The following is an 18,915-nucleotide window of genomic DNA, read 5'->3' as shown; positions in this document are numbered from 1 at the left end:
ACTCGTGGAACAAGCCTGTGCGATCCCCCTGTCAAAGATCGAGGGACGCGCGTCGCGCTGCGGCCCCCTGGGTAGGGTCGCACAGTTACGGGCGCCAGAACTGACGAATAAGAGGCGTGCCGTTCACATCCGCAGCAACACCTTGCCCACGGCCTCGCGCCGCTTGAGGATGCCCAGGGCCTTGGCGTATTCGGCGAGCGGATAGACGCCGTGGACCTTGGCGGTCAGGCGTCCCTCCGCCACCCAGGCCAGCAACTGCTCCTGGTTGGCCCGATGCGCCTCGGGCTCGCGCTCGACGAAGACGCCCCAGTGCACGCCCTGGATGTCGATGCCCTTCAGGAGGGCAAGGTTGAGGGGAATGCGGGGGATGTCACCGGCAGCGAACCCGATCACCAGGTAGCGCCCCTTCCAGCCGAGCGAGCGCAGGGCAGGTTCGGCGTAGTCGCCGCCGATGGGATCATAGATCACGTCGACCCCCTCCCCCTCGGTGAGGCGGCGCAGGCCCTCGCGCAGGTTGTCGGCGACGTAATCGAGGCCCATCGTGGCGCCGTGCGCCTCGGCCACGGCGAGCTTCTCCGGCGAGGACGCGCAGGCGATGACGCGGGCGCCCAGGATCGCCCCGAGTTCCACTGCCGCGAGGCCGACGCCGCCCGAGGCACCGAGCACCGCCAGGGTCTCGCCGGGCTGAAGCCGGGCGCGGTCGCGCAGGGCGTGGAGCGAGGTCCCGTAGGTGATGGTCAGCCCAGCGGCCTGCTCGTCCGAGACGCCGTCCGGCACGGGGGTGAGGTGCCGGGTGGCGACGGCGATCCGCGCGCGGCAGGTGCCGAACTTCTGGTGGACGATGACGCGGTCGCCCACCGAAAAGTCCTCGGCCCCCTCGCCCAAAGCCTCGATCACGCCGCAGGCCTCGCCGCCGGGAGAGAACGGGAGTTCAGGCTTCACCTGATAGCGCCCGGCGATGATCAGAGTGTCGAAGAAGTTGAGCGCCGCCAGCGTGATGCGGATCACGGCTTCGCCCGGACCGGCCACCGGGTCCGGCAGATCGGCGAGTTCCAGATCCTCAGGTCCCCCGAGTCGGGTACACAGCAGCGCCTTCATGCCCACACCTCCCTGATGTTCGCATCGGCGCTTGCACCGACACGGCGGCCTGCGCAAGCACTGCGGTCCAAAGTGCAGGCACCGCAGTGCAGAGTGCAGGCACTGCGGCCGTCAGGGGCGTTCGTAGGTTCCCACCAGACAGCCCTTGGCAAGCACGCGTCCCGCCATCGCCTCCAGCAAGGCACCCCGGCCGGGATGCTCGGGCAGATCCAGCGCCCGGTCGAGGGCATAGGTCTGGAACAGGTAGACGTGCGCCCCGTGGCCAGTGGGCGGATCGGGCGGCAGCCAGCCGGATTTCAGAAAGCTGTTCTTGCCAAGTTCGAGATTCTTGCCGAGAGCGAGACGCGAACCGGCTTGGCTCGCCGCGCCTTCCGACAGCGGCGCATCGGGATCGAGGTCCCAGGCGATCAGGTGGACGAGGGGATTCGGCGTCGGGCTTCCGGCATCCTCGACGAGCAGCACGACGCGGGCAGTGCCGGCTGGCAGGCCGGTCAAGGCCAGCGGCGGCGAAGTGCCTTCCCCGTCCGCGGTGAAGCGCGCCGGCATCGCAGCGCCGTCGTCGAAGGCGGGACTGGTGAGCGTCAGGCCCTCCGGCGCCGCGGCGAAATGGGTCCGGTAGGCGGTCCTGTCCAGCCCGGCCTTAAGGCCAGACAGAGCGGCGCCCACGGCATGCGGAATTTTCTCGAGCAACGGCGATCTCCCGGCGGATACGCCGACCAACCCCTTGCCAGACCGAAGGTTCAGGCCGGGCGCTGCGCCGCGATCATGTAGTTGACTGCGGTGTCCCGGCTCGGGCGCCACGAGCCGTCGAGCGGGTTGAAGACCACGCCCGTGGTGTCGGTCACGCGCAGTCCGCCGGCCTCGACGGCGCGGGTGAGTTCGTCGGGCCGAACGAATTTGTCCCAGTCGTGGGTGCCCTTCGGCAGCCAGCCGAGGACGTATTCCGCCCCCACGATGGCCATGGCGTAGGACCGCAGCGTCCTGTTGATGGTGGCGGCGAACAGCAGGCCGCCCGGCTTCACCGCGCAGGCCGCCTGTGCCACGAAGGCCGGCATATCGACCACGTGCTCCACCACCTCCATGGCGAGCACGATGTCGAAGCGCTCGCCGCCGGCCACCACGTCCTCGATGGTGCGCGCCCGATAATCGACCGGCACGCCCTCGGCATCGGCGTGGGCCTGGGCCACCTTGACGTTGGTGGGAGCCGGATCGAGGCCCGTGACCGTTGCACCGAGGCGCGCCAGCGGCTCGGACAGGACGCCGCCGCCGCAGCCGATATCCACAAGGGCGAGGCCATCGAGGGGAAAAGGCGCCTTCGGGTCGCGCCCGAAATGGCGGGCGGCGGCATCCCGCACGTAAGCGAGGCGGACCGGGTTGAAGCGGTGCAGGACCCGCATCGGGCCGGCCTCGTCCCACCAAGTGGCCGCAATGGCCTCGAAGCGGGCGACCTCGTCGCGGTCGATGGAGGCGCCTGTGGGTCCGGTCATCGTCTCGGCATGTCTCGTGCGGGGTGGGCGTACCCCCTTATTGACACGCCCGGGCGGCCCTTGTACCCGCCGAAGCCCTGTCCGGTACAGCAGCCAAGCGACGCGGCAGGCCGTACGGGGCGTGGAAATTTCGACCCGAGACCGGCCGAATCCCTGGCTGTTGCGCTTTCCCTGGCTCCTGCCGCTATCCTTGGCTCTTGCCACTACCCCTGGCTCTTGCGACGCGTCGCGGACGCGACAGGCTCCATCTGGTGAGAACATGCCCCGTCTGGTGATGAAGTTCGGCGGCACGTCCGTCGCCAATGTCGAGCGCATCCGCAACGTGGCCGCCCACGTGGCGCGCGAGGTCGCAGCCGGCTACGAGGTCGCCGTGGTGGTCTCTGCGATGTCGGGCAAGACCAACGAGCTCGTCGCCTGGGTCAAGGACGCCAATCCGATCTACGACGAGGCCGAGTACGACGCCGTGGTGGCCTCGGGCGAACTCGTCACCGCCGGGCTCCTGGCCATCGCTCTCCAGAAGATCGGTATCCAGGCCCGCTCGTGGCAGGGCTGGCAGATCCCGATCCTGACTTCGGACGCGCACGGCTCGGCCCGCATCGAGGGCATCGACGGCGCGCGCCTCAATGCGGGTTTCCAGCGCGGCGAAGTCGCGGTCATCGCCGGCTTCCAGGGCATGAACGAGGCCACCGGCCGGGTCACCACCCTGGGGCGCGGCGGCTCCGATACCAGCGCTGTCGCCATCGCGGCCGCCATCGGGGCCGAGCGCTGCGACATCTATACCGACGTCGACGGCGTCTATACCACCGATCCGCGCGTGGTGCAGAAGGCAAAGCGCATGGAGCGCGTGACCTTCGAGGAAATGCTCGAGATGGCGTCGCTCGGCGCCAAGGTCCTGCAGGTCCGCTCCGTCGAACTCGCCATGGTCCATCGCGTGCCGACCACGGTGCGCTCCTCCTTCGATCCGCCGGACAATGCCCGGCCCGGCACCCTCATCTGCGACGAGGACGACATCGTGGAACAGCAGATCATCACCGGGATCGCCTTCTCCCGGGACGAGGCGCAGATCACGCTTCGTCGCGTGAAGGACAGCCCCGGCATCGCCGCCGCCATCTTCGGGCCCCTGGCGGACGCCAACATCAACGTCGACATGATCATCCAGACCGTGTCGGGCGATCAGTCGACCACCGACATGACCTTCACGGTCCCCTCGGCCGACTACGATCGCGCCCGCAAGATCCTCGACGCGCAGAGCGGTGTGATCGCCTTCGCCCAGATCGAGGGGGCCACCGACGTGGTGAAGGTCTCGGCCATCGGCGTCGGAATGCGCAGCCACGCGGGCGTCGCCGCCAAGGCTTTCAGGGCGCTGGCTGAAAAAGGCATCAACATCCGGGCCATCACCACATCGGAGATCAAGTTCTCCGTCCTCATCGATGCCGCCTATACGGAGCTTGCCGTTCGCACGCTCCACTCGCTATACGGCCTCGACCAGGCCTGACGAGCCGGAGCGCGCGCACGCCTGCGCGCGGACCGGAGCCCGCGGCCGAAGCCGGATCGAGGAGACCATGCCCGCTGCGCCCGGAGGCCCGCGCCTGCTTCTGCGCCGCCTCCGCGAAGCGATGGCGGAGCCGGTCAGCCCACAGGCTCGCCTCGACCGCATCGTCACGCTGATCGCCGCCAACGTGATCGCCGAGGTGTGCTCGGTCTATGTGCTCAGCGATGACAATATTCTCGAACTATTTGCCACCGAGGGCCTGAACCGCGAAGCGGTCCACCTGACCCGGATGCGGGCGGACGAGGGCCTCGTCGGCCTCATCGCCAAGACGGCCGAGCCGCTGTCGCTCTCCGACGCGCAGTCGCACCCGGCCTTCTCGTATCGACCGGAAACGGGTGAAGAGGCCTATCACGCCTTCCTCGGCGTGCCACTCCTGCGCGCCGGCAACACGCTCGGCGTCCTCGTCGTTCAGAACAAGACCTACCGGGTCTATTCCGAGGAGGAGATCGAAGCGCTCCAGACCACCGCCATGGTGCTGTCGGAGATGATCGCCTCGGGCGAGCTTCAGGCCCTGGCGCCGGGCGCGGGCTCGGCGGCGCGCCGGCCGGTGAGCCAGCGCGGCGTGGCGCTCGCCGATGGCATCGGCCTCGGGCACGTGGTGCTGCATGAGCCACGCATCGTCATCAAGAAGCTCATCGCCGAGAATGTCGAGCGCGAGGTCGAGCGGCTGGAGCTTGCCATTGGCGAGGTCCGCTCGGCCATCGACGACCTGGTCGAACGCGGCGACAGCATCGGCACGGGGGAATCGCGCGAGGTGCTGGAGACGGTGCGCATGTTCGCGCATGACAAGGGCTGGCTGCGCCGGATGCGCGAGGCCGTGCATTCCGGACTCACGGCCGAGGCCGCTGTCGAGCGCGTCCAGTCGGACAACCGCGCCCGGATGATGCGCCAGAGCGACCCGTACCTGCGCGACCGGCTGCACGACCTCGACGACCTCGCCAACCGCCTGTTGCGCACCCTGATCGGTGCCGAGGGCAACGGGGTCCAGCGCGTGCTGCCCGAGAACGCGATCCTGGTCGCCCGCTCGATGGGGCCGGCAGCCCTGCTCGACTACGACCGCACGGCCCTGCGGGGCGTCGTGCTGGAGGAAGGCGGCCCGACCAGCCACATCGCCATCGTGGCCCGGGCGCTCGGCATTCCGGCGGTCGGTGAGATCGCCAACGCCACGGCCCTGTGCGATGCCGGCGACGCGATCATCGTCGACGGCGCCACCGGCGAGATCCAGGTCCGGCCGGGGCCCGAGATCGAGGCGGCCTATGCCGAGATGGTGCGCCTCCGCGCCCGCCGGCAGGAGCAGTACCGGGCGCTGCGCGACGTGCCCGCCGTCACCCTCGACGGCACCAAGATCGGCCTGCAGCTCAATGCCGGCCTTCTGATCGACCTGACCCATCTGCACGAGACCGGCGCGGACGGCATCGGCCTGTTCCGCACCGAGCTGCAGTTCATGGTGGCCCAACGCATGCCGTCGGCGGCCGAGCAGCAGACGCTGTACGAAGCTGTGTTCGCCGCGACCGGTGACCTTCCGGTGACCATTCGCACCCTCGATATCGGCGGCGACAAGATCCTGCCCTACATGCCGGCTCTGGAGGAAGAGAATCCGGCCCTGGGCTGGCGTGCGATTCGCATCGGCCTCGACCGCCCGGCTCTGCTGCGGGTTCAGTTGCGCGCCCTGCTCAAGGCTTCGGGCGGCCGACCGCTGAAGATCATGTTTCCCATGGTGGCAACGGTGGACGAGTTCACCCGCGCCAAGGCCATCGTCGAGCGCGAGAAGGCGCATCTGCGCCGCCACGGCCACGCCCTGCCGAGCGACTGCAAGCTCGGCGTGATGGTGGAGGTGCCCTCTCTGCTGTTCCAGATCGACGAGATCGCCAAGGCAGCGGACTTCCTGTCTGTGGGGTCCAACGACCTGATGCAGTTCCTGTTCGCGGTCGACCGCGAGAACCGGCGCGTCGCGGACCGCTTCGACACCCTGAGCGTCCCGGCCATGCGGGCCTTCCGGATCATCGCCGAGCGGGCGGCCGCGGCCGGCTGCCCGGCCACCGTGTGCGGAGAGATCGGCGGTCGCCCGCTGGAAGCCATGGCGCTGATCGGCCTCGGCTTCCGACACCTCTCGATGTCTCCGGCCGCCATCGGCCCGGTCAAGGCCATGGTGCTGGGGCTCGACGTGAACGCGGTCTCCGACCTGATCGACACCGAACTGGCCCGGGCCGGCGACGGTGCCACCCTGCGGCCAGCCCTGGCGGCCTTCGCGAAGGCGCACGGGGTTCCTATCTAACTGGGTCGTGCCGCGACCCCGTCGTCGATCTGGCTTCCGGTCCGACGAGCCCTTGTTCCTGGTGAGAGTTTTCGACGGGCGATGACCCCTATTCCTGCAGAACGCCTCGACGCGATCCTGACGCGCCACGACATCGTGACGGCCACGCTGAGCGCCGGCTCGGCGGATTCCGACACCTTCGTGCAATTGTCACGCGAGTTGTCCGAACTGGAGGGCGTCGTCGCGGCGATCCACGCCTATCGCGCCGCCGCGCGGAATCTGGCCGACATCCAGGCGCTGATCGACGAGCCCGGCGGCGATTCCGAGATGCGGGCGCTCGCCGCCGACGAGAAGCCGGAGGCCGAGGCCGGATTGGAATCCGCCTACAGGGCATTGCAGCTGATCCTGCTGCCGAAGGATTCCGCCGACGAGAAGAGCGCCATCCTGGAAATCCGGGCCGGCACCGGCGGGGACGAGGCGGCCCTGTTCGCCGGTGACCTGTTCCGGATGTACGGCAAGTATGCCGATGCGAAGGGCTGGAAGGTCGAGGTCATCTCGGAGAGTGAGGGCACCGTCGGCGGCTATCGCGAGGTCATCGCCGAGGTGAAGGGCAAGGGCGTGTTCGCCCGCCTGAAGTTCGAAAGCGGCGCCCACCGGGTCCAACGGGTGCCGGACACCGAAGCGCAGGGGCGCATCCACACCTCCGCAGCGACCGTGGCCGTTCTGCCCGAGGCGGAGGAGGTCGACATCGTCGTCAACGATGCGGATCTGAAGATCGATACGATGCGGTCGCAGGGTGCCGGCGGCCAGCACGTCAACAAAACGGAATCGGCCATCCGCATCACGCATCTTCCGAGCGGGATCGTGATTTTCGTCCAGGAGGAGCGCTCCCAGCACAAGAACCGGGCCCGCGCGATGTCGCTGCTACGCGCGAAGCTCTACGACGCCGAGCGGACCGCCAAGGACAGCGCTCGCGCCGCCGACCGCAAGTCGCAGGTCGGCTCGGGCGACCGCTCGGAGCGCATCCGCACCTACAATTTCCCCCAGGCCCGGGTTACCGATCACCGCATCAACCTGACCCTCTACAAGCTGGAGGAAGTCCTGGCCGGCGAGGCCCTGGATGAACTGGTGGACGCCCTCGTCACCGAGCATCAGGCCGAGTTGCTGGCGGCCGAGGGTATGGCCTGATGACCGTTGCTTCGGACCGATGACGGGCGGGGCCGCGCCGGAATGGGTCGGCGACGCCGAGGCGCCTCCATTCGATCCGGCCATGAGCCGGACCGAGGCCCTGCGGGTGATGACCGACCGGCTCACCGCTCAACGCATCGCGGCGAGCGACGCCCGGTTTCTCCTGCTCGACGTGCTGCGCCTGACCTCGACCGATCTCGTCCTCAGGGGCCGGACTCCCCTGGGAACGGACGATGCGGCCAAACTCTCGGCTGCTCTGGCCCGCCGGCTCGGGGGCGAGCCGGTGGCCCGGATCGTCGGCGCCTGGGAGTTCTGGGGCCTGTCCTTCGGGCTCGCCCCCGAGACACTGGTTCCCCGCGCCGACACCGAGACCCTGGTGGAAACGGCCCTGGCGCTGCATCCCGACCGCCGCACGCCGCTGCGTCTCCTCGATCTCGGCACCGGCTCCGGCTGCATTCTCGTGGCGTTGCTCAACGAGCTTCCCAACAGCACCGCCATCGGCGTCGATCGTTCGAAGGCGACTCTGCTTCAGGCCCGCGCGAATGCGCAGGCGCACGGCGTCGGTGCCCGCGCCGCCTTCGTGGTGGCGGATTGGACAGCAGCCCTCGCGGGCTCCTTCGACCTCGTCGTCTCCAACCCGCCCTACATCCCGAGCGCGACGATCCAGGACCTGGACGTCGAGGTGCGTGAGCATGATCCGGCTGTGGCGCTTGACGGGGGGGCGGACGGGCTCGATGCCTACCGGTCGATCATCGCGGCGCTCACGGACGGCCCGGCCGGGCTCGCTGCCGGCGGCGCACTTGTTTTCGAGGTCGGCTACGACCAGGCGGACGCGGTGGCCACTCTCGGTCGCGAGGCCGGGCTCGGGATTGGGCGGATCACTTACGACCTCGCTGGACATGCCCGGGTGGTGACCTTCGCCCCTGACGAGACGGTCAGAACCGGCCGGGAGGGTGTGAAAATCGGAAAAACTGAGGTCTCACCCGGCGGGAGGACAAAAAACGCTTGTTGACCTCTCGGCGAACGGCTAGTCTCGCCGGCAGATCGCGAACGGTCCATCAAGATGGACTGAGGTAAGGCGGGTTGTGGCTTCGGTCTGCGACACCCTTAGAAGATCTCCCCACGATCAGGCTGGTGCGCGCGGGACGACGCGCTGGAGCTTGGTCAACTTCGTGCCTGAAAACCGAAGGACGCCTGGACGCTCAGAGCGGGCCTTGGTCAACGGACAGAGACGGCAAAGCACGGCGAAAGCGATCACGGACACATCGGACCCGGATCACGCGGCGCCAGCGACGAGCCTGCCTCAGGCGGTGTCGTGACCGCCCAGAACCCGCCGCATCATCAGACGCTCCGAGACGAACGAGGGTCAATCGAGACCGATGAGACCAAACCAGAATAGACGGATGCGCGGTCGCAACCGCCCCAAAGGTCCCAATCCGCTTACGCGTTCCTACGAATCGAACGGCCCCGACGTCAAGATTCGCGGTACTGCCCAGCACATCGCAGACAAGTACGCCCAGTTGGCCCGCGACGCGCAGGCCAGTGGCGACCCGGTGGCGGCGGAGAACTACTTCCAGCACGGCGAACACTATTTCCGGATCATCTCGGGCGCTCAGGAACAGACCCGTCAACAGGTGGGCGGTTACGCTCGCGGCTTCGACGACGACGGCGACGAGGGAGACGACGAGGGTCAGGCCGCCCCGCAGGGCTACGCTGCGTCCAGCTACGGTGCCAATTCCTACAACGAGGAATACGGCGATCCGGGTCAGCAGCCTCAGCCGCAGGCCTACGAGGGCCGGCCGGAGGCGCGACAGGAGACGCGGGCTGAGAATTACCGCCAGGATTACAATCGACAGGATTCCAACCGGCAAGACGCGAACCGCCAGGACTCGAATCGACAGGATTCCAACCGGCCGGATTCCGGCTCGGACAACAACCGGCAGAACCGACGCGACCGCTTCAGCAATCGAGGCGACCGCCCCCAGCGCTTCGACAACCCGCGCGACGGCAACCGGCCGGACTACAACAATCGGCAGGACTCCAACCGGCAGGACAACCGACGGGACGATTTCGGTCGTCAGGACGGCAACCGACAGGATTCCAACCGACAGGATTTCCGGCCGGATCAGAACCGCCAGGACGGTGTGCGCCAAGACAATCCGCGTCAGGATTACGGGCGCCAGGATGCGGGCCGGCAGGATCAGCCGCGCCAGGATCTCAACCGCCCTGCCCCGGTCCGGTCCGAAACGCCTCGCTACGAAAACGGGCGAACCGATCAGCCGGTGAACGAGGCCCCGCGTCAGGACGCCAACCGATCGGAGTTCGGTGGCCAGGACGCGGCTCGGCCGAGTTCGAGCCGCGAGGAGACGCCTCGGGCGAGCCGGACGAACGATGCCGCACCGCGTCGCAGCCGGCGTCGCGAGGAGCGTGAACCGGTCGGTAATCCCGAGGACGTCGCCGCCCTGCCGGCCTTCCTGATGACGCCGCCGCGTCCCGTTCTGGCCGTCGAGCGGACGGCCGAACCGGCAGCCTCGGCAGAATCCCAGAACACTGGTACCGGCCCCGGCGGTTCCGACGAGGGGACGCCCGCGACCCCGAAGCCGCGCCGCCGCCGCCGCGCCCGCTTCGAGGGCTCTGAAGCCCCCGAGGGCGGCGTCGGCGGTGACGATCCGTCGTCCGTCACCGAATAAACCCGCGCGTTCGCGCGACCTTCGACAAACTTCACAGGAAGCCGCCCCGATCGGGCGGCTTCTTGCGTTTGGGCTGGCACGCCGTGTCAGGCGGTGCGCCAATTCAGGAAGGCCTGAACCCGATGGCGCAGGCGGTGATGGCGCGCGGCCTCGCCAAAGGGCGCGATCTCCCAGATCCAGTCCCGGTCGGGAGGATCGAGGCGCACCCCGTGCAGAAGATCGATCCGGTCGGTAATCCGTCCGGTCCGGTCCTCCTCGAACTGCTCGATGTCAGTGAGGAGGCAGACGCGTGCCCGCAACCGCCCGAGGCCTTCGAGATGCGCCCGGACAATGCGACCGCCGAGATCGGGCGGCAACAGGCCGGGCCGGTCGAGCGGCAGGATCGGCAGTTGCGACAGGAGGTTGGCGGACACCACGAAGTCGACCTCGGCGCCACCGCAGAGCGCCGGCAGCGGATCGACCCGGCCCGGCTCGGCGTTCAGGTCGGCAGTGATCAACCGGACGTTGGGATAAGGTCGGACCAAGCGGCGCGCCGGCCACAGATGCACCGCATCGACAAGGTGGACCTCACGAAAGCGGCGGGCCAGATCCGCGATCGGCACGTCCTGGAGCAGCCCCGACCCGAGAACGACAGCGATGCGGGTCTGATCTAGGCCCGCGCAGGCGTCCAGGATCGCGGCCCGGGACGCCGCAAGATGGGACGCCCAGGCAGCGTGGCAGCGCCGGCCGCGCGACAGCAGCAGCACGCTCTCCCGCAGGTATCCCAGCCGCCGAAGGCGCAGGGGAACGGGTGTCACGAGCAGATGAAACAGTTCGACCAGCACGGGGATCTCGAGCCAAGCGATCGGCACGCGGATCGCCCGCGTTTCCACACGGCATAGCGAAGAGCCGGCCGAACATCAGCAACGGAGATGATTCACCGCAGCAATCCGTATTCGGCGCGGCGGAAAACCAGCCCTTGTCCCAACGCAGCGGGAACCTGTCCGCCGCGATCGTGTTCCGGTTGGGCCGTCGCGGCCGCGATCCTGCGACCGCATTGTTCTCGGAGCGACCGTGTCGAACCTCGTCCGCATCATTCTCGCAATCTTCCTGCCGCCCATCGCGGTCCTCATGACCACCGGCATCGGCCTGCAGTTTCTGCTCAACATTCTGCTCACGCTGATGGGCGTCCTGCCCGGCACCATCCATGCCCTGTGGCTGGTGCTGCGTGATCGCTGAGCCGATGGTATCCGTCCGCCAGGGTTGAGCGCCGGGTTGGTACCCAAGCCGGCGGAACGATGGAGGCGAGGGCAGGATGAGCACACGCGGCTTCACCGGGCGAAAGCCCCCGGAGGCAACTCGGGAGCGCCTGCCCCCGGGGCAGTACCTCACGGAGGATTTTCCGGTCCTGCAGATCGGACCGAATCCCCGTCTCGATCTCGACACGTGGTCCTTCACCTTGCGCGAGGGTTCGCGCCCTCTGAAATCCTGGACCTGGGAGGCGTTCACCGCCCTTCCGCGCACACGCTGGAGCGGCGACATCCACTGCGTAACGAAGTGGTCGAAGTTCGACACGGCCTGGGAAGGCGTCAGCTTCGACGACATTCTGGCCGATGCGGGCATCGCCGCGCCGACAGCCTTCCTGCTGGCCGAGGGCTACGACGACTACACCACCAACGTTCCGGTGGGGGACCTCGTCGGAGGCAAAGGTATGGTCGCGACCCATTACGACGGGGCGCCAATCCCAGCTGACCACGGCGGCCCGGCGCGTCTGCTGGTTCCGCACCTGTATTTCTGGAAGAGCGCCAAGTGGGTGAAGGGCCTGCGCTTCACCCAGCGCGACGAGGGCGGCTTCTGGGAGTTGCGCGGCTATCACATGTATGGCGATCCTTGGCGCGAGCAGCGCTTTACCGGTGATTGAGCCGACCGCGCGCCCCCTCCCCTGGCAGTCCGCGACCCTCACGGCCATCCGGCCCGTCACCGGGCGCGTGAAGAGCTATCGCTTCCAGGTCGCCTTTGATCGGCCGGTGCTGGCCGGGCAGCATGTGGACGTACGCCTGACCGCTCCGGATGGCTATCAAGCCCAGCGCAGCTACTCGATCGCCTCGGCGCCGAGCCAGGACGGCACCATCGAGTTGATGATCGAGGGGCTGCCCGAGGGCGAGGTCTCGGGTTTCTTCGAGACGGTGGCGGAGGTCGGCGACACGATTGAGCTGCGCGGGCCGATCGGCGGCGCCTTCGTCTGGCGGCCGGAGGATGGCGGACCGCTCCTTCTGGTCGGCGGCGGTTCCGGCGTGGTGCCGCTGCTGGCAATGCTGCGCCACCGTGCGGCGGCGGCTCCCGAGGTCCCGTCCCTTTTGCTTTACTCGGTGCGCGACGCGGGGGAGGCGATCGCCGCCGAGGAGTTGGCCGTACGCGCCCGGGACGAACCGCATTTCGCGCTGATGCTGACTCTGACTCGCGCCGGCGGCCGGCGCGTCGATGCTGACATGATCGGCGAAGCGCTCCATCGGCTGGGACAGCCCGGTCACATCTACATCTGCGGCGGCAATGCCTTCGTGGGGAGAACGGCGGACCTGCTCGTCGATGCGGGAGTGGACCCGCGCCTGATCCGGACCGAGCGCTTCGGTAGCTGAAGTCGTGATGGTCTTGTCCGGCAGCCGAGACCGGTTGTAGGTCGCGTCCGGCGGTCGAGGATCGAATCAACATGACGGATGGGTCGGATCGATTTTTCGGGCAATGTCATTGCGGAGGCGTTCGCTTCGCGGCGACGCTGAGCGACGGCTTTGGCACAATCCGGCGCTGCACCTGCTCGTATTGTCGGATGCGCGGGGCCGCTGTGGTCTCGGCTGAGGGCGGCGGCGTCGAGATCCTGCAAGGGGCGGACCTGCTGACGCGCTATCGGTTCAACACCGGCGCGGCGCAGCACTTCTTCTGCTCACGCTGCGGGATCTATACGCATCATCAACGCCGATCGAACCCGCACCAGTACGGCGTCAACGTGGCCTGCCTCGACGGAGTCAGCCCATTCGACTTTCCCGAAATGCCAGTCTTCGACGGCGTGAACCATCCGAGCGACACCGGCGGAACGACTCGCCGCGCCGGAACGCTCCGTTTCGTCCCGGAGGCTTAGCCACCAGTCCTTAGACGGGATGGCGGCTTTCGGCCCCGACGAGACGGTCGGCCACGTCCTCCGCGAGGGAGAGGCTTGAGGTCAGGCCCGGACTCTCGATGCCGAAGAGATGGACTAAGCCGGAAAATCCGTGCTCGGCCGGGCCGTCGATACGGAAATCGGCGGCCGGCTCACCGGGTCCGGTCAGTTTCGGGCGGATGCCCGCGTAATCCGGCGTCAGTACCCCATCGGGAAGGCCCGGCCAGTAGCGTCGGATCGCCTGCGCGAACGCCTGGGCGCGGGCGGGATCGACCCCATAATCGAGGCGGTCGACCCATTCCACGTCGGGGCCGAAGCGCATGCGCCCGGCCAGATCGAGCGTCAGGTGGATGCCGAGGCCGCCCTCGACGGGCGCCGGGTAGATCAGGCGCGAGAAGGCCGGTCGCCCGGTGCAGCCGAAATAGCTGCCCTTCGCCAGAACCTGACGGGGGATCTGTACCTTGGGATAGCCCTCGACCCGATGGGCAAGTGCCTGGGCGCCAAGTCCGGCCGCGTTGATCACCGCGTCGAACACCAGATCCTCACCGGCGACGGTCACACGCCAGCCTTCGGGAATCCGCAGAATTCGAGTCACAGGGCTGTTGAAGGCGACGGCCCCGCCGGCATCCTCCAGGTCACCCTGCAGGGCCAGCATCATGGCATGGCTGTCGACGATGCCGGTGCCCGGCGCGTGCAGGGCGGCGACGCAGGCGAGATTCGGTTCGAGGACGCGGGCTTCGGCGCCGTCGATCAGTGCCAGACCGGGAACGCCGTTGGCATCACCGCGGTCGCGGATCGTGGCGATGGCCGCTCGCTCCGACTCGTCGGTGGCGACGATGAGCTTGCCGGAACGCCGATAGGGCACGCCGTGGCTCTCGCAGAAGGCCATGAGCATCGCCGCCCCGGCCACGCAATGCCGCGCCCGCAGCGAGCCGGGAGGATAGTACATCCCACCGTGGATCACCTCGGAATTCCGGGCCGAGATGCCAGTGCCGATCGACGCCTCGGACTCGGCCACGACCACGGCATGGCCGCGGATCGCCAGAGCCCGGGCCACGGCCAGTCCTACGATACCGGCACCGACGACAAGGATTTCCATCACGGCCAGCCGATGAAGCGAAGATCGACGGGAAAGACGTCCACCAGAACGATGTCGACGCCAAGGACAGGGCGCGGAACGCTGGCCCTCGACCCATCGTCCGTACCGGCTCTCACGTGCCCGATCGATCCGCTCCGCACAAGATACCCTCGGGCCATTTACCCTCGGGTGATCGCGATCGATGACCGCCGGGCAAATCCTTGAGCACCGAGGCGCGCGACTGCTTGGGCGCCGACGCGCGCGGAGCCAGCATCGGGCATGCACGCACGGTCATGGCGCTGCGACCCAGTTCCCGCTACAAGGCGAACCATCCGTAACCGTTCGAGGTCGGAATCCCGTCGGCTTGGAGATGATCGCGCCCTGTCGCGAGCCCTCCCCGGCGCGTGTTTCGCCTGCTTGCCCCCTAAGGCTTCCGTCACAGTGCCCTTCCCCACCCTGCCGGCCCCGCTCGCCCGAGCGCTGACCGCGCGCGACTACGAAGACCCGACGCCCGTGCAGAGCGCCGTCATCGAGGCGGCAGCCCAGGGACGAGACCTTCTCGTCTCGGCCCAGACCGGCTCCGGCAAGACCGTGGCATACGGCCTCGCTTTCGCCGAGACCCTGCTTGACGGAGCCGAGCGCTTCGGCCCGGCCGGTGCTCCCCTTGCCCTGGTCATCGCGCCGACCCGCGAGCTCGCCATTCAGGTCGAGCGCGAACTCAGCTGGCTCTATGCGGAGACCGGCGCCCGCGTCATCTCCTGCGTCGGCGGCATGGACCCGCGTCGCGAGAGCCGCCAGCTCAACGACGGCGCCCACATCGTCGTCGGCACCCCGGGGCGCCTGCGCGACCACCTGGAGCGGCGCAACCTCGCGACCCAGGATCTGCGCGCCGTGGTCCTCGACGAGGCCGACGAGATGCTCGACCTCGGCTTTCGCGACGACCTCGAATTTATCCTGTCGGTGACCCCGAAGGAGCGGCGCACGCTGCTGTTCTCCGCGACCCTGCCGAAGGCCATCGCGACGCTCGCCGAGCGCTACCAGAACGACGCCCTGCGCATCGCCGTAAAGGGTCAGGAGCGCGGTCACTCGGACATCACTTACAGGGCCATCCGCGTCGTGCCACGCGAGCTGGAGCATGTGGTGGTCAACACCCTGCGCTTCATGGATGCGCCGACCGCGATCATCTTCTGCAACACGCGCAACGCGGTGCGCCATCTCCAGGCGGTGCTCACCGAACGCGGCTTTTCGGCCGTGGCGCTCTCGGGCGAACTCGGCCAGGGCGAGCGCAACGCCGCCCTTCAGGCCCTGCGCGACGGCCGGGCCAAGGTGTGTGTAGCGACAGACGTCGCCGCGCGCGGCATCGATCTCCCCACCGTCAGCTTGGTGATCCATGCCGACCTGCCGCATGATGCGGAGGTGCTGCAGCACCGCTCGGGTCGCACCGGGCGTGCCGGCCGCAAGGGCACCAGCCTGCTGCTGATCCCGGCCTCGAAGCGGCGCCGGGCCGAGCAGATGCTGATGATCGCCAAGGTCTCGTTCGAGTGGGCCGGTCCGCCCACCGCCGACGAGATCCGCCGCCTCGACGGCGAACGCATGTGGCAGGATCCGATCTTCACCGAGGCTCCGGCCGAGGAAGATCTGGCGATGGCCGAGACCCTGATGGGCCAGCGCACGCCTCAGGAACTCGCCGCCGCCCTGGCGCGGATCTATCGCTCGCGCCTGCCCGCCCCCGAGGATGTCACCGATCCGGGCGCCGGCCCCGAGCGCAAGACTCGGCCCGTGTACGATCCCGCTGATACGGCGCGAATCGATGCCGAGGGACCATCGGTCTGGTTCCGGCTCAATCTCGGCCGCCGCGACAATGCCGATCCGCGCCGGCTCCTGCCGATGCTGACACGGCGCGGCAATATCGGCCGCCAGGAAATCGGAGCGATCCGGATTTTCGACCGTGAGACCAAGTTCGAGGTCCGGGGCGGTGCCGCCTCGCGCTTCGCACAGACCTTCGCCAAGAACGGTTCGCCCGAGATTCAGGTGGAGCCGCTGCTCGAAGGCGGCGAGCCCGATCGCGAGGAGAAGGCGACGAAGGCCTTCAAGAGCCCGCGCGGCGCCCGCCACGAGCGCGAGATCGCCAAGAAGCCGCGGACCAGCCGCGCGCCTCGCTGAACCGGCAGGAGGCGCCCATTAGGCGCCTCGTTCGGCGACGATCAGGCGTCCCTGCCGGAAAGCTTCATACGATACGAAATGGGCGCCCTGTGGGTGCTTGGCGGTAGACTCGATCGGATCGTTGGTCCTGACCCGGACCGGGTGAAGCGACCGATGGGAGCAAGATCCGGGCGATCGCCCTCAGAAGTGATCGGGCAGGCTCTTCACGGCGTTCCCGAGCGCTTCGACGCCTTCGGCGATTTTTCGTCCGGCCGGGGCCAGGGACGGCACCTTCAGGCCGAAGAGTTCCGTCTGCTCCGACTCCTCGGCGGCTGCACTGGCAGGCATCGCCTCGGGCGCGGCGGCCGACGCCATCTTAGCATCGGCGGGCTTGGCAACGGCGGGCTTGGCAGCGGCGGGCTTGGCATGCGGTGCGGCCGCGGCGGCGACGGGCTTGCGCCGCGTCGTCTCACGCTCGGGCGGAAGCGCGGTGAAGATGCCGTTCGTCGCCCGTGACCGGGTCGTCTCGGTGGAAAGCGGCGCGATGACCGCGGCCGTGCGCGTCGCTGGAATCAGCGAGGCCGGACGAGCCGGCGGCAGCACCGCAGCGTTCTCGATCGGCGGTAGACGGACCGGCTTCTGTGTGGCGGCGACTTCCAGCCGCTTCTCGGGGATCTTGACCTCGACGGCCTGAACCACGGGCGCCGAGGCCGGCAAGGACGGCGGCTCCGGCGGCTTGACGGCGGCCTGAACCATGGGAGGCGTCGCTGCGGCCGGAAGACGCTCGACCTTCGCGGGCGCCGCGACGGCGAGGGTCGGGGCCGGTGCTGCGGCTTTTGGCTCAGACGGGGCCAGTGCCGGAACGCCGTCGCGCAGGTCCGGCCATTCGGACGCGGAGTGCTTGGTCACCGGCGAAGCGGCGGAGATCTTCGCCAGCGACGGGCGGGTGAATTGAGGGCCGGCGAGATCGCCGAGGGTGGTGAAGGCCAGCACCCCGAAACCCGCCAGACCGAGGACACCGAGGCTCGACAGAAGCACGATGCGGAGGTTCACGTGGGATGGGCGTGGCGCCGGACTCGCGGGGCGCCGGGTCTCGGAAGGGTCGATCGTCACGGACATCATGGTCTCAGACATCTCGCACGCTGGGGAACATAGGTGTTGACCGTGGCCGGTCGATCACGTGACGCGATCCGCGCGGCGACCGCAGACGAACGGCACCGGCGTGCAACGAAGAAGACCGCGCAATGGGGCATGAAGATGTCCTGAGCCTCCGCCTTGCAGAGGATAGGACGGGACACGCCGCGAATCTGAATAACCCGAAGAGGTTTAACGACGCGTATCGACCCAGAACTTCTCAGATCAGAATTTGGTCCCGTACCGAATCGTCATCGCCTCGGCCTGGAGCCGTACCACCCGGGCGATGTTCCGGGTGATGCGATTGGTGGTTCCGGTCGCCGGAGCCTCGCCGGCGGCGAGCCGCGCTTTCAGGGCGACGAGATCGGGCGCGCCCCAGCGGGCCAGGATCGCCTGGAAGGCCGCGTGGCGAGCGGGATCGAAGGCCCGCTCCGGCGAGCCGCAGGGATGGGGCGGCACCAGGAGAGCGACCGGCAGCAGGCCGGCCGGGATCGTGGCCGTGGCGGGGTGCGTTCGCCCGAGGGCGAGCATCTTCGGCACGAGAAAGACGCGCGGTCCGTCGGATGCACTGGCCGACCCGCCGAAGATTTCGATGCGGCCGAGGGGCGTAATTACCACGTGGTCGACCATCGGGATCGCGTCGAGGTCACGCCAGAATCCGGGATCGTCACGAAGGTCGCGGCCGACCGCCGCGCGGAGGATTTTGAGCGCATCCGCATTGGCCGAGCGCAGGCGGAGTCGCCCCTGGGGGAGGTCGAGGCCGAGGTCGAACCAGTTGTCCCCAAGATTTTCGGGCCGGAGTGCATCCGGATCGCGACCCGCCTCGGCGATCGGGCGGGACCCCGGCCGGGGATGGAGCGTCGCCGGCCGGCACAAGGCGACGGCATGGCTCCAGCCCCCGGCGAAGGCCGTCTCGTAGGCGACCGGGATCGCCCCGGCCGGGTCGAGGGCGATGCCGCCCCGCGAGGTGACGAGGCCGAGGCGTCCGGATGCGAGCGGGGTCGCGGCTTCGTCACCGGTGCGGCTGAAGCGGGCCAGCGCCCCGAACCCGCCCAGGGTCCAGGTCGCTTCGGGATTGGCCAGCGCGCCCGCGACGAGTTCGGCGACCCCGTCAAGATCGGGCCGTTCAGACATCGACATCGGCCCCATGCCATCGCGCTCC

The 18,915-nt window shown here is 68.6% G+C and carries 17 protein-coding genes; 10 read left to right on the top strand and 7 right to left on the bottom strand.

Annotated features, from left to right (window positions below):
• Window positions 1-123 precede the first annotated feature (123 nt).
• From ASF57_RS19895 to ubiG, 3 genes are all read right to left on the bottom strand, one after another.
• On the bottom strand, window positions 124-1,098 hold the full coding sequence (locus tag ASF57_RS19895) for an NADPH:quinone oxidoreductase family protein (RefSeq protein ID WP_056486545.1): 975 nt from the start codon (window positions 1,096-1,098) through the stop codon (window positions 124-126).
• A gap of 111 nt (window positions 1,099-1,209) precedes the next feature.
• A complete protein-coding gene (locus ASF57_RS19890) occupies window positions 1,210-1,788 on the bottom strand; it encodes a YbhB/YbcL family Raf kinase inhibitor-like protein (RefSeq protein ID WP_056486542.1) in 579 nt (192 codons plus the stop codon).
• 50 nt (window positions 1,789-1,838) lie between these two features.
• Window positions 1,839-2,585, bottom strand: coding sequence for a bifunctional 2-polyprenyl-6-hydroxyphenol methylase/3-demethylubiquinol 3-O-methyltransferase UbiG (gene ubiG / locus ASF57_RS19885; RefSeq protein WP_056486539.1), 747 nt, complete (start codon window positions 2,583-2,585; stop codon window positions 1,839-1,841).
• Between the two features lie 259 nt (window positions 2,586-2,844).
• Between ubiG and ASF57_RS19880 the strand changes: the two genes are divergently transcribed.
• The 5 genes from ASF57_RS19880 to ASF57_RS19860 all read left to right on the top strand — a co-directional run bounded on the left by ASF57_RS19880 (window position 2,845) and on the right by ASF57_RS19860 (window position 10,269).
• Window positions 2,845-4,080, top strand: coding sequence for an aspartate kinase (locus ASF57_RS19880; RefSeq protein WP_056486536.1), 1,236 nt, complete (start codon window positions 2,845-2,847; stop codon window positions 4,078-4,080).
• A gap of 67 nt (window positions 4,081-4,147) precedes the next feature.
• The gene (gene ptsP, locus ASF57_RS19875; RefSeq protein WP_056486534.1) at window positions 4,148-6,412 is read left to right on the top strand and encodes a phosphoenolpyruvate--protein phosphotransferase; all 2,265 of its coding nucleotides are present in this window, start codon (window positions 4,148-4,150) and stop codon (window positions 6,410-6,412) included.
• Window positions 6,413-6,493: 81 nt separating this feature from the next.
• The gene (gene prfA, locus ASF57_RS19870; protein ID WP_056486531.1) at window positions 6,494-7,579 is read left to right on the top strand and encodes a peptide chain release factor 1; all 1,086 of its coding nucleotides are present in this window, start codon (window positions 6,494-6,496) and stop codon (window positions 7,577-7,579) included.
• Between the two features lie 82 nt (window positions 7,580-7,661).
• Window positions 7,662-8,591 (top strand): peptide chain release factor N(5)-glutamine methyltransferase, encoded by a 930-nt coding sequence (gene prmC / locus ASF57_RS19865; protein WP_056486737.1) that lies wholly within the window; start codon window positions 7,662-7,664, stop codon window positions 8,589-8,591.
• Window positions 8,592-8,982: 391 nt separating this feature from the next.
• Complete coding sequence (locus tag ASF57_RS19860) at window positions 8,983-10,269, top strand: DUF4167 domain-containing protein (protein ID WP_056486527.1); 1,287 nt, start codon at window positions 8,983-8,985, stop codon at window positions 10,267-10,269.
• A gap of 86 nt (window positions 10,270-10,355) precedes the next feature.
• Here ASF57_RS19860 and ASF57_RS19855 read toward each other — a convergent pair whose 3' ends face one another.
• Window positions 10,356-11,093, bottom strand: coding sequence for a hypothetical protein (locus ASF57_RS19855; protein ID WP_056486734.1), 738 nt, complete (start codon window positions 11,091-11,093; stop codon window positions 10,356-10,358).
• Between the two features lie 229 nt (window positions 11,094-11,322).
• On the opposite strand from ASF57_RS19855, the gene ASF57_RS25035 reads away from it, so the two are divergent.
• From ASF57_RS25035 to ASF57_RS19840, 4 genes are all read left to right on the top strand, one after another.
• Window positions 11,323-11,487, top strand: a complete 165-nt coding sequence (locus tag ASF57_RS25035) for a YqaE/Pmp3 family membrane protein (RefSeq protein WP_082487210.1) — start codon at window positions 11,323-11,325, stop codon at window positions 11,485-11,487.
• Window positions 11,488-11,563: 76 nt separating this feature from the next.
• A complete protein-coding gene (locus ASF57_RS19850; RefSeq protein ID WP_056486524.1) occupies window positions 11,564-12,169 on the top strand; it encodes a sulfite oxidase-like oxidoreductase in 606 nt (201 codons plus the stop codon).
• Window positions 12,129-12,884, top strand: a complete 756-nt coding sequence (locus ASF57_RS19845; protein WP_056486522.1) for an FAD-binding oxidoreductase — start codon at window positions 12,129-12,131, stop codon at window positions 12,882-12,884. Before ASF57_RS19850 ends, ASF57_RS19845 begins: the two co-directional genes overlap by 41 nt.
• 71 nt (window positions 12,885-12,955) lie before the next feature.
• A complete protein-coding gene (locus ASF57_RS19840) occupies window positions 12,956-13,381 on the top strand; it encodes a GFA family protein (protein ID WP_056486519.1) in 426 nt (141 codons plus the stop codon).
• A gap of 10 nt (window positions 13,382-13,391) precedes the next feature.
• Here ASF57_RS19840 and ASF57_RS19835 read toward each other — a convergent pair whose 3' ends face one another.
• Window positions 13,392-14,498 (bottom strand): NAD(P)/FAD-dependent oxidoreductase, encoded by a 1,107-nt coding sequence (locus ASF57_RS19835; protein ID WP_056486516.1) that lies wholly within the window; start codon window positions 14,496-14,498, stop codon window positions 13,392-13,394.
• A 420-nt stretch (window positions 14,499-14,918) separates the two neighbouring features.
• Between ASF57_RS19835 and ASF57_RS19830 the strand changes: the two genes are divergently transcribed.
• Window positions 14,919-16,640, top strand: coding sequence for a DEAD/DEAH box helicase (locus tag ASF57_RS19830; RefSeq protein ID WP_056486513.1), 1,722 nt, complete (start codon window positions 14,919-14,921; stop codon window positions 16,638-16,640).
• 180 nt (window positions 16,641-16,820) lie between these two features.
• Here the strand turns inward: ASF57_RS19830 and ASF57_RS19825 are convergent, their stop codons facing one another.
• Entirely contained in the window at window positions 16,821-17,741 is a 921-nt protein-coding gene (locus ASF57_RS19825; RefSeq protein WP_156376249.1) for a hypothetical protein, read from the bottom strand.
• A 237-nt stretch (window positions 17,742-17,978) separates the two neighbouring features.
• Window positions 17,979-18,902: a hypothetical protein gene (locus ASF57_RS19820; protein WP_056486506.1), complete on the bottom strand. Its 924-nt coding sequence runs from the start codon at window positions 18,900-18,902 to the stop codon at window positions 17,979-17,981.
• Window positions 18,903-18,915: the final 13 nt, after the last annotated feature.

The organism is Methylobacterium sp. Leaf117, assembly GCF_001422985.1.
GTDB lineage: Bacteria > Pseudomonadota > Alphaproteobacteria > Rhizobiales > Beijerinckiaceae > Methylobacterium.
The sequence above is the reverse complement of the archived record's forward strand: the minus strand, read 5'-3'. Positions and strand labels throughout refer to the sequence as shown.